Source organism: Ramlibacter sp., from assembly GCF_050250995.1.
Classification (GTDB): Bacteria; Pseudomonadota; Gammaproteobacteria; order Burkholderiales; family Burkholderiaceae_C; genus Ramlibacter.
Map to the genome: position 1 here is coordinate 302,831 of NZ_JBFWNP010000002.1, position 11,736 is coordinate 314,566.

The following is an 11,736-nucleotide window of genomic DNA, read 5'->3' on the forward strand; positions in this document are numbered from 1 at the left end:
GGTCTGTGAAGAGAACAATACATAAATGCGCGGATCGGAATTCGCAGAACTGAAGGCCTTTGCCGCCATCGTCGAGCGGGCGAGCTTTGCGCGCGCGGCGGAGCATTTGGGCCTGTCGCCATCTGCGCTCAGCCAGACCATTCGCCAGCTCGAAGGTCGCCTGGGCGCACGCCTTCTGAATCGCACGACACGAAGCGTCGCGCCGTCGGCGAGCGGGGATTTACTCTACAAACGCATCGCGCCGTTGTTTCGGGAGATGGAGGCCGCGGTCGCCGAAGCGAGCGAGGCAACCGCACGGGTCAGTGGCACGCTTCGCATCAATACGCTGGGCATCGCCGCACGGGAAATCATCTCGCCCCGGCTGTCACGGTTTCATCGGGCGTACCCCGGCGTGGTCCTCGACGTCTTTGTCGATGACGCCTTGACCGACATCGTGGCAGGCCGATTCGACGCCGGCATTCGCGTCGGCGGACGGCTCGAGAAGGACGTGATTGCCGTGCGCCTCACGGCCGATCTCGACATGGTCGCCGTGGCATCGCCGGACTACCTCGCACGCCGAGGGGTGCCCAGGACGCCCGCCGACTTGCATCGACACGCATGCGTCAACTGGAGACTCCAGATGGACGGGAGGCAGTATCGCTGGGAATTCGAGAAGAGAGGAAAGCGACTTGAAGTGGCGGTGGACGGCCCGATCGTCACCAATCATGCCGACGTGGGCATCTCGGCTGCGCTGAATGGCCTTGGCATCGCTTATCACTTCAAGCAAGACGGCGTGTCCGAACATCTGGCGGAGGGTCGCCTGGTGGAAGTCCTTTCGGACTGGTCGATTTCGCGGCCGGGGCTGTTCATCTATTACCCGAACAGGCAGCATCGGCCGGCGCTTCTTGGGGCGTTCATCGACTGTCTGCTGGACAAGATGCCGGATCGACTTCGAGAATGAAGTCTTCGACATGTTCTGGCCCCCTGCCGCTCGCCGCTTCATAGAAGCCCACGAGGCGAACACCTATGCGCCCGGTCGGCGCACGGGATGACCAAAAAAAACGCCACGAAGCCGAAGCTTCGTGGCGTCTCTCGTATCGCTTGGCGGAGTGGACGGGACTCGAACCCGCGACCCCCGGCGTGACAGGCCGGTATTCTAACCAACTGAACTACCACTCCGCGTGGTGTGACGTTCCCCCGGATTGCTCCGGGGCAAGTGCCACAAAACTTGGCGACCCTACGGGGATTCGAACCCCGGTACTCACCGTGAAAGGGTGATGTCCTAGGCCTCTAGACGATAGGGTCAAAACCTGGACTGTTTCCGTTCTCGACACTCTGGTGGAGGTAAGCGGGATCGAACCGCTGACCTCTTGCATGCCATGCAAGCGCTCTCCCAGCTGAGCTATACCCCCGTTGGGTGTCGAGCCTCGAATTATAGCCTGAAAAATTCAGCGGTCAGATCGGCATCGCCGCCAATCGCGCCAAAACCTGCTCGCGCGTACACAAAGCGAGCACCGCGTCGAGCGACGGCGTCTGCGCCGTCCCCATCACCAGCACGCGCACCGGCATCGCGAGCTGCGGCATCTTCAGGCCCGTCGCGCGCAAGGTCTCCTTGACCGACACGCCGATGGCCTCCTTCGTCCACTCGCCGCCTTCGAGCATCTTCGCGAGCATCGCCACCGCCGGCTTCACGGTGTCGGTCAGGTGCTTCGCGGCCTCTTCCGCATCGGGCACGATCGGCTGGTAGAAGCGCTGCGCCCAGTCGGCCAGGGCCACGGTCGTGTCGCAGCGGTCCTTGAACAAGCCGCAGATCGCGGCCAAGCGCGCGTCGGGCGCGATGCCGCGCTGCTTCAGATGCGCCTCGACATGCACCGCCAGCGCCTCGTCGCTCATCGCCTTCAGGTGCTGCGCGTTCACCCAGCGCAGCTTCGCCTCGTCGAACTGCGCGGCACTGCGGCCCAGGTGGTCGAGGTCGAACCACTGAAGGAACTGCTCGCGCGTGAAGATCTCCTCGTCGCCGTGCGACCAGCCCAGGCGCGCGAGATAGTTGACCATGCCCTCGGCCAGGAAGCCCTCGTCGCGGAACTGCGTCACGGGCTTCGCGCCGTTCCGCTTGCTCATCTTCTCGCCCTTCTCGTTCAGCACGGTGGGCAGGTGCGCATACACCGGCGGCTCGTGGCCGAGCGCGCGGAAGATGTTGATCTGGCGCGGCGTGTTGTTCACGTGGTCGTCGCCGCGGATCACATGCGTGATCGCCATGTCGATGTCGTCGACCACCACGCAGAAGTTGTACGTCGGCGTGCCGTCGGGCCGCGCGATGACGAGGTCGTCGAGTTCGTCGTTGCCGATCTCTATGCGGCCCTTCACCTTGTCGTCCCACGCGACCACGCCGCCCACCGGATTGCGGAAGCGGTACACCGGCTGCACACCCTCGGGCACCGGCGGCAAGGTCTTGCCGGGCTCGGGGCGCCAGGTGCCGTCGTAGCGCGGCTTCTGCTTCGTCTCGATCTGGTGCTCGCGCAGCGCGTTCAGCGCCTCGATGCTCATGTAGCACGGGTAGACAAGGTCCTTCGCCTTCATCTGCTCGATGACTTCGCGGTAGCGGTCCATGCGCTGCATCTGGTAGAACGGCCCCTCGTCGTGCGTGAGCCCGAGCCACGCCATGCCTTCGAGGATGACGTCCACCGCCGCCTGCGAGGAGCGCTCGACATCGGTGTCCTCGATGCGCAGGATGAAGTCGCCGCCCTGCGAGCGCGCGAACGCCCAGGGGTAGAGCGCCGAGCGGATGTTGCCGAGGTGGATGAAGCCGGTAGGGGACGGCGCGAAACGGGTGCGGACTTTCATATGCGCGATTTTATCGGTACACTGATTCATCAGTCTTACCTGGTAAGAAACATGAGCACCGTCACCGTCTCCGAAAAGGGGCAGGTCGTCATCCCGGCCGCCATCCGTCGCGACCTGGGAATCAAGCCGGGCATGACCCTCGATTTCGAAGTCGAGGCGGGTTCGATCCGCGTCAATGTGCGGCATGGCGTCCCGCCTTCGAGCATCGAAAGCGGCTACCTCATGCTCAAGGCCAAACCATCCGCAAAGCCGCGCAGGCTGCTCGACTTCGACGTCGCCGAAGCCATGAGGCGCGAGACGCGGCGATGATCGCGCTCGACACGAACGTTCTTGCAAGGTTCTATGTCGAAGACCGGTCGGACCCGGAAGCGCAATACCAATCCGCCGTGGCCCGCGACATCTTCGCGGGAGGCGGCGCGCTGTTCATTCCAGTCTCGGTCGTGCTCGAACTCGAATGGGTGCTGCGCTCGCTCTATCGGTTCGATCCGTCCGGCTTCCGCGATGTCGTCACGCACCTGGCAGGCCTGCCGAACGTGACCGTGGAGAGCCTGTCGACCGTCCTGGCCGCGCTCGACGATCACATGAAGGGGCTCGACTTCCCGGACGCCCTGCACCTGCGCTCGAGTCAGCTATGCGACGCGTTCGCCAGCTTCGACGATCGCAAGTTCGCGCGCCGCGCCACGAAACTGAAGCTCAGCCCCGCCGTCCGCGTGCCCGCCTGATCAAGCCTCCTGCGGATTCGGAATCGACAGCCGCGAGCGGCTCTCGCCCGCCTCCTCCAGCGGGTCTTCCTGTCCCACGCGCGCCTCGTTGATGCGCGCGATGTCTTCCGGGTTGATGTCGCCCGTGACGTAGACACCGTCGAAGCACGACGCATCGAAGCCTTCGATCCGCGCATTCAGCGAACCGATGGCCTTCTTCATCGCGTCGACGTCCTGGTAGATCAGTTCGTCGCAGCCGATGATCGCGCGCACCTCGTCGACCGTGCGGCCGTGCGCCACGAGTTCGCTCGGCGTCGGCATGTCGATGCCGTAGACGTTGGGGAAGCGCACGGGCGGCGCGGCGCTTGCCATGTAGACCTTGCGGGCGCCGGCTTCGCGCGCCATCTGCACGATCTCGCGGCTCGTCGTGCCCCGCACGATGGAATCGTCGACCAGCAGCACGTTGCGGCCCTTGAATTCGCTGCCGATCACGTTGAGCTTCTGGCGCACCGACTTCTTGCGCACCGCCTGCCCGGGCATGATGAAGGTCCGGCCGACGTAACGGTTCTTGACGAAGCCTTCGCGGTACGGAATCCCCAGCAACTGCGCGAGCTGCATCGCGCTCGGGCGGCTCGATTCGGGAATCGGGATCACGACGTCGATTTCGCTGGGCGGCAGCGTGGAGATCACGCGCTTGGCCAGGGCCTCGCCCAGGTTCAGGCGCGCCTGGTACACGGAGATGCCGTCGAGCTCCGAATCGGGCCGCGCGAGGTAGACGAATTCGAAGATGCACGGGTTGAGCCGCGCCGACGCCGAGCATTGCTGGGCCGACACCTTGCCCGCAAGGTCGACGAACACGGCCTCGCCCGGCTCGAGGTTCCGGTCGAACTTGTGCCCCGTGCCCTCGAGCGTGACGGACTCGCTCGCGACCATCACCGTGTCCTGCGCGCTGCGGCCCATGCACAGCGGCCGGATGCCGTACGGGTCGCGGAACGCGAGCAGCCCATGGCCCGCGATCAGACACACCACGGCGTACGAGCCGCGCACGCGCTTGTGGACGTTGGCGACGGCGGTGAACACGTCCTCGGGCTTCAGCGTGAGGCCGCGCGTGGACTTCTCGAGTTCGTGCGCGAGCACGTTGAGCAGCACCTCGGTGTCGCTGTCGGTGTTGATGTGGCGATGATCGGCCGAGAACAGCTCGGCGCGCAGGGCCTGCGCGTTGGTGAGGTTGCCGTTGTGCGCGAGCGTGATACCGAAGGGCGCGTTGACGTAGAACGGCTGCGCTTCCTCTTCGCTGTCGGCGTTGCCGGCGGTGGGGTAGCGCACCTGCCCCAGGCCGACGGTGCCCGGCAGCCCGCGCATGTTGCGCGTGCGGAAGACGTCGCGCACCATGCCCCGCGCCTTGTGCATGTAGACCTTGCTGCCCTGCTGCGTGACGATGCCCGCCGCATCCTGGCCGCGATGCTGCAGGAGCAGCAGCGCGTCGTAGATCAGCTGGTTGACCGGCCCACTGCTGACGACGCCGACGATTCCACACATACGCTATCGCTTTCCTTGATACCCGCGCTTACCCGGGAAGATACTGGCCGAAAGTTTCCGGCAACACCGGCTTCAGTCCGCGCAACGCGGCGGTCGACACGTCGGCCGCCTTCGATTCGATCCACCACGCCTCGCCCTTCAGCGGCGTGAGGTTCACCACCACCGCGAGCGCCAGCACCAGCACGCCGCCGCGCACGAGCCCGAAGGCCGCGCCCAGCGTGCGATCGACGGGCCGCAGGCCGATCGCCTCGATCAGCTTCTTCGCGAGCCACGCGAGCAGCGCGCCCGCGAACACCGTCGCGATGAACACCACCACGAAGGCCCCCGCATACCGCAGGCTTTCGCCCGCTTCGCCCATCGGCAGCATCGGCGCGACCCGGGGCGCGAGGAACTGCGCGACCACGAACGCGGAGATCCAGCTCAGCACCGACAGGACCTCGTACACCAGTCCCCGCCACGCGCCGATGGCCAACGAGGCCAGCAGCACCGTGAGCACGACCCAGTCGAAAGCCGCCACGCGTGCCTACAAGGTGAGGATGGCGGCCGGCAAACCAAGGCTCTTGATCCGCTCCGCGGCCTTGGTGGCATCGGCCCGCGTGGCGAACGGCCCCACGCGCACGCGGATGCGCCTGCCGTCCTTGGTCTCCGCCACGTGCGTGTAGGTCTTCAGGCCCGCCCGCTCGACCTTCAGGCGCGCCTCCCGGGCCTTGTCGGGCTCGGCGAACGCGCCGACCTGGACGATGAAGCGGCCCTCGGCCGCCGCGGCGGACGCGGCCTTGCCCTCGAGCAGGGCCTGCGCGCGCGCCGCGTCGGCGGGGGGCGCAACGGGCGGCTTCGGCTCCGGCTTCGCTTCGGCGGGCGCAACCGGCTTCGGCTCGACCTTCGCTTCGACTTTCGCCTCGGGCTTCGATTCGACCTTCGGCTCCGCCACGGCGGCCGGCTTCGCGGGAACGACGGGCTCCACCTTCGCCACCTTCGACTCCGTGGCCGTTTCGCCCGAGCCGACGACGCCCGCCACGACCGGCGCGGGCACCGTGCCCGGCACGGCAAGCGGCTTGACCTTGTTGCGGTCGGGGATCTCGATGGGGATGTCGACGGGAATCGGACGCGGCTGCGTGTCGAACACGAGCGGGAAGCCCACCACGCCCGCGACGACGAGCACCGCCGCGCCGATGAGTCGGTGGCGCGCCCGGCGACGCAGGGTCTCGATGCTTTCGGCGGGGGGAGCGGCGGCCACGGACCCGTCGCCACCTTTGCGTTTCTTGAACAAGGCCATTGATCGTGTCGTGTCGCGTCGCGTCGCCTGACGTCAGAGGTGCGGAGCCGGGGTGCGGGGAATCCCGTCCTTCAAGACGCCACCCACCGTATAGAACGATCCAAAGACCAGAATTCTATCAGTGGGGTCCGCGGCGGCCATCGCGGCGCGCAGCGCCTCGTCGGGCGATGCGTGCGTGCTCGCGGGCACGGGCTTCGCCGCGACCTTCGCCCACTGAGCCGACAGGTCCCGCGCCGACGCCGCGCGCGCCGTGGGCAGGTCCGTGAAGTACCAGCGGTCCACGAGCGGCGCCATCTTCGCGAACATCGGCGCGAGGTCCTTGTCCGCCATCGCGCCGAACACGGCGTGCGTCGCCGGGAAGAAGCCCATCGCATCGAGGTTCGCCGCGAGCGCCGCGACGGCATGCGGGTTGTGCGCGACGTCGAAGACGAGCGTCGGCTGGCCGGGCACGATCTGGAAGCGGCCGGGCAGCTCGACCATCGCCAGGCCATTGCGGATCGCCTGCGCCGTCACGGGCAGGCGCGGACGCAACGCCTCGAATGCGGCGAGCACGCCCGAGGCGTTGAGCAACTGGTTCGCGCCGCGCAGCGCGGGATAGGCCAGGCCCGGGTAGCGCCGCCCTCTTCCGGCCCAGGCCCACTGCTGCTTGTCGCCGGAAAAATTGAAGTCGCGGCCGAGCCGCCACAGGTCCGCGCCGATGGCTTCGGCATGCGCCGTCACGCTCGCGGGCGGCATCGGGTCGGCCACGATGGCGGGCTTGCCGGCGCGCATGATGCCCGCCTTCTCGCGGCCGATGCTCTCGCGGTCGGGCCCGAGGAAGTCCATGTGGTCGAGGTCCACGCTCGTGACGATGGCGCAGTCGGTGTCGACGATGTTCACCGCGTCGAGCCGCCCGCCGAGGCCGACTTCGAGGATCGCGAGGTCGACCTGCGCCTCCATCATCCGCGACAGGATCGCGAGCGTCGTGAACTCGAAGTACGTGAGCGACACGCCTTGCCGCGCGGCCTCGACGCGCGCGAAGTGCGCCACGAGTTCGTCGGGCCGCGCGATCTCGCCCGCGATGCGCAGCCGCTCCTCGAAATGCACGAGGTGCGGCGACGTGTACACGCCCGTGCACCAGCCGGCCTGCAGCGCGATGGCTTCGAGCATCGCGCAGGTGGAGCCCTTGCCGTTGGTGCCGGCGACGGTGACGACGGGGCAGTCGAAGCGCAGGTCGAGACGCTGCGCGACGTCGCGCACGCGAGCGAGCCCGAGCTCGATGGTGGTGGGGTGCAGCCGCTCGCAGTGCGCGAGCCAGGCGTCGAGGGAATCCATGGGCCGCATTGTCCCAGCACGGCGGACCTATGATCCGCGCATGGGCAAGGACACTTCGATCACGGTCTACGGCATTCCCAACTGCGACACGGTGAAGAAGGCTCGCGCCTGGCTGGCCGAGCATGGCGTGGCGCACACCTTCCACGACTTCAAGAAGCAGGGCGTGCCCGAGGCCGAGCTCGACGCATGGCTGCGCGACGTCGGCTGGGAAAAGGTGCTCAACCGCAAGGGCACGATGTGGCGCAAGCTCGATGCGCAAACGCAGGCGTCGGTGGTCGACGCGAAGACCGCGCGCAGCGTCATGCTGGCTCAGCCGAGCGTGATCAAGCGGCCGGTGGTGGCCTGGGCGTCGGGCAAAACGACGGTGGGCTTCGACGCGGCTGCGTGGCCGTCGCTCGCCGGCCTCTGACGCGCGGCTTTTTACCGCAGCTTTACCGTAAAGCTCCGGCGGGCAACGTTCCGCTGCCTAGAATTTCTCCATCGAGAAACCTCAAGGCGTTGTCATGAAGAAGTTGTTGTTGTCCGCCGTCGGGCTCGCAAGCATGGCCGCAGCGCCGGCCTTCGCGCAGGAGATCGTCGGCCGCGTGATTTCGGCCACCCCCATCGTCCAGCAGGTCGCGGTGCCGCGGCAGAACTGCGCGCCGCAGGCCTACTACTCCGACCCCGCTCCCGCCACCAGCGGCGCGGGCGCCGTGATCGGCGCCATCGCGGGCGGCCTGCTCGGCAACCAGATTGGCCACGGCGCGGGCCGTGCGGCGGCCACCGCCGCCGGCATCGTCGGGGGCGCGGCCCTCGGCAACACGGTCGAGAGCAATCGCCCGTACCCGCAGCCCATCGCGAACTGCGTGACGCAAACGTTCACCGAGAACCGCACGGTCGGCTACAACGTCACATACGAGTACGACGGTCGCCAGCACACCGTGCAGATGGCCCAGGACCCGGGCCCCACCGTGCGCCTGCAGGTGACGCCCGTGGGCGCGACCGCAGCCATGCCGGGCAACTACGGCGCGCCGCCGGTGTATCCCCCGAGCTATGCGCCCAGCTACGCACCGAGCTATGCACCGCCGGTCAGCTACGTGGTGCCGCAGACCATCATGCCGGTGGTCGTGCCGAACTACTACTACCGCCCCGCGTACTACGCGCCCCCGGTCAGCCTGAGCTTCGGCTTCTACGGCGGCGACCGCCGCTGGCATCGCCGCGGCTGGCGGTAACGGGTCCGACTCCCGCAGACGGGAGGGGTGCGACGGGCCACGGTCGCCACCGCCGTAAAATCGCGGGTTTCCCCTCCCGCAGCACCCTCCCCATGACCACCGAAAAGATCGACGGCGTGTCCGTCACCACCCGCGCCAACGTCTACTTCGACGGCAAGTGCGTGAGCCACGGCATCGAGTTCGCCGACGGCACGAAGAAATCGGTGGGCGTGATCCTGCCCGCCAGCCTCACCTTCAACACGGGCGCGCCGGAGATCATGGAATGCGTCGCGGGCGCGTGCGAGTACAAGCTCGCCGGCACGAGCGAGTGGAAGAAGTCCGCCGCCGGCGAGAAGTTCGCCATCCCCGGTAACTCGAGCTTCGAGATCCGCGTGGCCGAGGCGTATCACTACGTCTGCCACTTCGGCTGATCGCGCCCCATGAGCACCATCCTCGAAAATCTGCCCGCCGGCCAGAAGGTCGGCATCGCCTTCTCGGGCGGCCTCGACACGAGCGCGGCGCTGCACTGGATGCGCCAGAAGGGCGCGATCCCCTACGCTTACACCGCCAACCTCGGCCAGCCCGACGAGCCCGACTACGACGACATCCCGCGCAAGGCGATGGAGTACGGCGCCGAGCAGGCGCGCCTGGTCGACTGCCGCAAGCAGCTCGCGCACGAGGGCATCGCCGCCCTGCAGTGCGGCGCGTTCCACATCACCACCGCGGGCGCGACCTACTTCAACACGACGCCGCTCGGCCGCGCCGTCACCGGCACGATGCTCGTGGCCGCGATGAAGGAGGACGACGTCCACATCTGGGGCGACGGCAGCACGTTCAAGGGCAACGACATCGAGCGGTTCTACCGCTACGGGCTGCTCACGAACCCGTCGCTGAAGATCTACAAGCCCTGGCTCGACCAGCAGTTCATCGACGAGCTGGGCGGCCGCGCCGAGATGTCCGCGTTCATGCAGGCCGCCGGCTTCGCGTACAAGATGTCCGCCGAGAAGGCGTACTCGACCGACAGCAACATGCTCGGCGCGACACACGAGGCGAAGGACCTCGAGAACCTGAACTCCGGCATCAAGATCGTCAACCCGATCATGGGCGTGGCCTTCTGGCGCGACGAGGTCGCGGTGAAGGCCGAGGAGGTGCGCGTGCGCTTCGAAGACGGCCAGCCGGTGGCGCTGAACGGCAAGACGTTCGACGATCCCGTGGAACTGATCCTCGAGGCCAACCGCATCGGCGGCCGCCACGGCCTGGGCATGAGCGACCAGATCGAGAACCGCATCATCGAGGCCAAGAGCCGCGGCATCTACGAGGCCCCCGGCCTCGCCCTGCTCTTCATCGCCTACGAGCGGCTCGTCACCGGCATCCACAACGAAGACACCATCGAGCAGTACCGGGACAACGGCCGCCGGCTCGGGCGCCTGCTCTACCAGGGCCGCTGGTTCGACCCGCAGGCGATCATGCTGCGCGAGACGGCGCAGCGCTGGGTGGCTCGGGCGGTGACGGGCGAAGTGACGCTGGAGCTGCGGCGCGGCAACGACTACTCGCTGCTGAACACCGAGTCGCCCAACCTGACCTACGCGCCGGAGCGCCTCTCCATGGAGAAGGTCGAGAACGCGCCGTTCTCGCCGAAGGACCGCATCGGCCAGCTGACGATGCGCAACCTCGACATCGCCGACACGCGCGCGAAGCTCGGGGTGTATTCGCGCGCGGGGCTCCTGTCGAACGACGGCGACGCGCCGCTGCCGCAGCTGGGCGAGTGATGGTCATCCCCGCGGAGGCGGGGATGACGCTCAGGGCGTTGCCGGGTACTTCTTCCACCACCGCCCGAACGCGGCCGAAGTGCGCGAGAGCGCATCGTTGGCCGGGGCGGCGTAGGTGTCGTCGGTGGTCGTCGCCACGGCCTTCTTCACGCTGCGCGCGGCGCCGCCCGCGTTCGCGATGCCGGCGAACATGCCGAGCACGTTGACGGCCGTGCGCACGGCGCGGTTGTCGTCCTCCGAGATCGTCTGCATCGTGCCGAACTGCATCGGGCTCGCGATGGCTGCGGCCATCTGCAGCGAGCCCTCGTCGCCCTTCATCAGCATGCCGTTGCGGAATTCCTCGGTGCGGATGTAGATGCTGTTGAGCGCCGCCACCGACATCGAGAGTTCGCCGCCCGTCTCCGCCGTGCGCGACATCAGGCCGCTCTGGTTGCCGCTCGACGACATGCGCGCGAAGTTGACGACGAGCATCGGCGCGATCACGGTCGCATTCACCTGCGACGAAATCTCCTGCAGCTTGCGGTAGTTCGTCAGGTCGAAATTGCCGAAGCCGCCCCAGCCCGTCTCGAAGTGCGTGAACACGAGCGGCATGCCGGTGGGCGAGAAGAAGGTCGCGGTCTGCCCGTTCTGCTCCTTCGTGTGGGGCTGTTGCGGCGAGCCGGTCACCTTGAAGCCGGCGAACGAGTCCCGGAACTGCTCCATGGGCACGACCTCGCGGCCGCTCGCGGCGATCTGCTGCAGGAAGTCGGCGTAGGCGCGGTCGGTGATGGCCTGGAGCGTCTTCGGCTCCACGCCCTTGAGCGTCACGTAGAACGACGAACGCGCGCCGCTCATGTCCATGCCGGGCAGGTACGCGCCGCGCACCTGCGCGGTGATGCTGTTGTCGGTGACGAAGGCGACGCGGAAGGCCGCGACGGCGACGCGCTTCGTCGCAGGCATCACTTCCTGCACGCTCTTGCCGAAGGTGCCGCCCATGCGCCCCTTGAACACCGCGTCGGGATCGGGTGCCGCGACGGCGTCGGCCGGTGTTTCGGTGGACGCGGGCGCGGGCTGCGTCTGCGCGAACGCCAGGGACGCCGAACTCGCGACAACGAGAGCGAGGACGAGGGGACGCAAGGGCATCG

General features: G+C 67.5%; 13 protein-coding genes and 3 tRNA genes. 7 read left to right on the forward strand and 9 right to left on the reverse strand.

What is annotated here, in order from left to right; translation table 11 throughout:
- Window positions 1–25 precede the first annotated feature (25 nt).
- Window positions 26–940: a LysR family transcriptional regulator gene (locus AB7E83_RS03325; protein ID WP_428565385.1), complete on the forward strand. Its 915-nt coding sequence runs from the start codon at window positions 26–28 to the stop codon at window positions 938–940.
- A 141-nt stretch (window positions 941–1,081) separates the two neighbouring features.
- Here AB7E83_RS03325 and AB7E83_RS03330 read toward each other — a convergent pair.
- The 4 genes from AB7E83_RS03330 to gltX all read right to left on the reverse strand — a co-directional run bounded on the left by AB7E83_RS03330 (window position 1,082) and on the right by gltX (window position 2,823).
- Window positions 1,082–1,158 (reverse strand) — tRNA-Asp (locus AB7E83_RS03330).
- 50 nt (window positions 1,159–1,208) lie between these two features.
- Window positions 1,209–1,284, reverse strand: a tRNA-Glu gene (locus AB7E83_RS03335).
- 31 nt (window positions 1,285–1,315) lie between these two features.
- Window positions 1,316–1,391: transfer RNA gene (locus AB7E83_RS03340), tRNA-Ala, on the reverse strand.
- Between the two features lie 43 nt (window positions 1,392–1,434).
- Window positions 1,435–2,823: a glutamate--tRNA ligase gene (gene gltX, locus AB7E83_RS03345; protein ID WP_428565387.1), complete on the reverse strand. Its 1,389-nt coding sequence runs from the start codon at window positions 2,821–2,823 to the stop codon at window positions 1,435–1,437.
- 51 nt (window positions 2,824–2,874) lie between these two features.
- On the opposite strand from gltX, the gene AB7E83_RS03350 reads away from it, so the two are divergent.
- The gene (locus AB7E83_RS03350; protein ID WP_428565389.1) at window positions 2,875–3,132 is read left to right on the forward strand and encodes an AbrB/MazE/SpoVT family DNA-binding domain-containing protein; all 258 of its coding nucleotides are present in this window, start codon (window positions 2,875–2,877) and stop codon (window positions 3,130–3,132) included.
- Window positions 3,129–3,545, forward strand: a complete 417-nt coding sequence (locus AB7E83_RS03355; protein ID WP_428565391.1) for a type II toxin-antitoxin system VapC family toxin — start codon at window positions 3,129–3,131, stop codon at window positions 3,543–3,545. Before AB7E83_RS03350 ends, AB7E83_RS03355 begins: the two co-directional genes overlap by 4 nt.
- Here AB7E83_RS03355 and purF read toward each other — a convergent pair whose 3' ends face one another.
- From purF to folC, 4 genes are read right to left on the reverse strand one after another with little or no spacing between them, the layout of a single operon-like run.
- Complete coding sequence (gene purF, locus AB7E83_RS03360; protein WP_428565392.1) at window positions 3,546–5,063, reverse strand: amidophosphoribosyltransferase; 1,518 nt, start codon at window positions 5,061–5,063, stop codon at window positions 3,546–3,548. It lies immediately after the preceding gene.
- Window positions 5,064–5,091: 28 nt separating this feature from the next.
- On the reverse strand, window positions 5,092–5,580 hold the full coding sequence (locus tag AB7E83_RS03365) for a CvpA family protein (protein WP_428565394.1): 489 nt from the start codon (window positions 5,578–5,580) through the stop codon (window positions 5,092–5,094).
- 6 nt (window positions 5,581–5,586) lie between these two features.
- Window positions 5,587–6,339: an SPOR domain-containing protein gene (locus tag AB7E83_RS03370; RefSeq protein ID WP_428565396.1), complete on the reverse strand. Its 753-nt coding sequence runs from the start codon at window positions 6,337–6,339 to the stop codon at window positions 5,587–5,589.
- A gap of 33 nt (window positions 6,340–6,372) precedes the next feature.
- Window positions 6,373–7,662, reverse strand: coding sequence for a bifunctional tetrahydrofolate synthase/dihydrofolate synthase (gene folC / locus AB7E83_RS03375; protein WP_428565398.1), 1,290 nt, complete (start codon window positions 7,660–7,662; stop codon window positions 6,373–6,375).
- Window positions 7,663–7,693: 31 nt separating this feature from the next.
- On the opposite strand from folC, the gene AB7E83_RS03380 reads away from it, so the two are divergent.
- The 4 genes from AB7E83_RS03380 to argG all read left to right on the forward strand — a co-directional run bounded on the left by AB7E83_RS03380 (window position 7,694) and on the right by argG (window position 10,612).
- Window positions 7,694–8,062: an ArsC family reductase gene (locus AB7E83_RS03380; protein WP_428565400.1), complete on the forward strand. Its 369-nt coding sequence runs from the start codon at window positions 7,694–7,696 to the stop codon at window positions 8,060–8,062.
- A 94-nt stretch (window positions 8,063–8,156) separates the two neighbouring features.
- The gene (locus AB7E83_RS03385; protein WP_428565402.1) at window positions 8,157–8,864 is read left to right on the forward strand and encodes a glycine zipper 2TM domain-containing protein; all 708 of its coding nucleotides are present in this window, start codon (window positions 8,157–8,159) and stop codon (window positions 8,862–8,864) included.
- Between the two features lie 92 nt (window positions 8,865–8,956).
- Window positions 8,957–9,274: a pyrimidine/purine nucleoside phosphorylase gene (locus AB7E83_RS03390; protein WP_428565404.1), complete on the forward strand. Its 318-nt coding sequence runs from the start codon at window positions 8,957–8,959 to the stop codon at window positions 9,272–9,274.
- 9 nt (window positions 9,275–9,283) lie between these two features.
- Window positions 9,284–10,612 (forward strand): argininosuccinate synthase, encoded by a 1,329-nt coding sequence (argG, locus tag AB7E83_RS03395; protein WP_428565406.1) that lies wholly within the window; start codon window positions 9,284–9,286, stop codon window positions 10,610–10,612.
- Window positions 10,613–10,642: 30 nt separating this feature from the next.
- On the opposite strand, the gene AB7E83_RS03400 is transcribed toward argG, so the two are convergent.
- On the reverse strand, window positions 10,643–11,734 hold the full coding sequence (locus AB7E83_RS03400) for a hypothetical protein (RefSeq protein ID WP_428565408.1): 1,092 nt from the start codon (window positions 11,732–11,734) through the stop codon (window positions 10,643–10,645).
- Between the last annotated feature and the right edge of the window lie 2 nt (window positions 11,735–11,736).

Bases quoted from the DNA above. Each gene is read 5' to 3' on its own strand.
- argG (WP_428565406.1), top strand. From the start codon at position 9,284: ATGAGCACCATCCTCGAAAATCTGCCCGCCGGCCAGAAGGTCGGCATC.
- AB7E83_RS03380 (WP_428565400.1), top strand. From the start codon at position 7,694: ATGGGCAAGGACACTTCGATCACGGTCTACGGCATTCCCAACTGCGAC.
- AB7E83_RS03325 (WP_428565385.1), top strand. From the start codon at position 26: ATGCGCGGATCGGAATTCGCAGAACTGAAGGCCTTTGCCGCCATCGTC.
- AB7E83_RS03385 (WP_428565402.1), top strand. From the start codon at position 8,157: ATGAAGAAGTTGTTGTTGTCCGCCGTCGGGCTCGCAAGCATGGCCGCA.
- AB7E83_RS03370 (WP_428565396.1), bottom strand. From the start codon at position 6,339: ATGGCCTTGTTCAAGAAACGCAAAGGTGGCGACGGGTCCGTGGCCGCC.
- AB7E83_RS03400 (WP_428565408.1), bottom strand. From the start codon at position 11,734: ATGCCCTTGCGTCCCCTCGTCCTCGCTCTCGTTGTCGCGAGTTCGGCG.
- AB7E83_RS03350 (WP_428565389.1), top strand. From the start codon at position 2,875: ATGAGCACCGTCACCGTCTCCGAAAAGGGGCAGGTCGTCATCCCGGCC.
- purF (WP_428565392.1), bottom strand. From the start codon at position 5,063: ATGTGTGGAATCGTCGGCGTCGTCAGCAGTGGGCCGGTCAACCAGCTG.
- AB7E83_RS03355 (WP_428565391.1), top strand. From the start codon at position 3,129: ATGATCGCGCTCGACACGAACGTTCTTGCAAGGTTCTATGTCGAAGAC.
- AB7E83_RS03390 (WP_428565404.1), top strand. From the start codon at position 8,957: ATGACCACCGAAAAGATCGACGGCGTGTCCGTCACCACCCGCGCCAAC.
- gltX (WP_428565387.1), bottom strand. From the start codon at position 2,823: ATGAAAGTCCGCACCCGTTTCGCGCCGTCCCCTACCGGCTTCATCCAC.
- folC (WP_428565398.1), bottom strand. From the start codon at position 7,662: ATGCGGCCCATGGATTCCCTCGACGCCTGGCTCGCGCACTGCGAGCGG.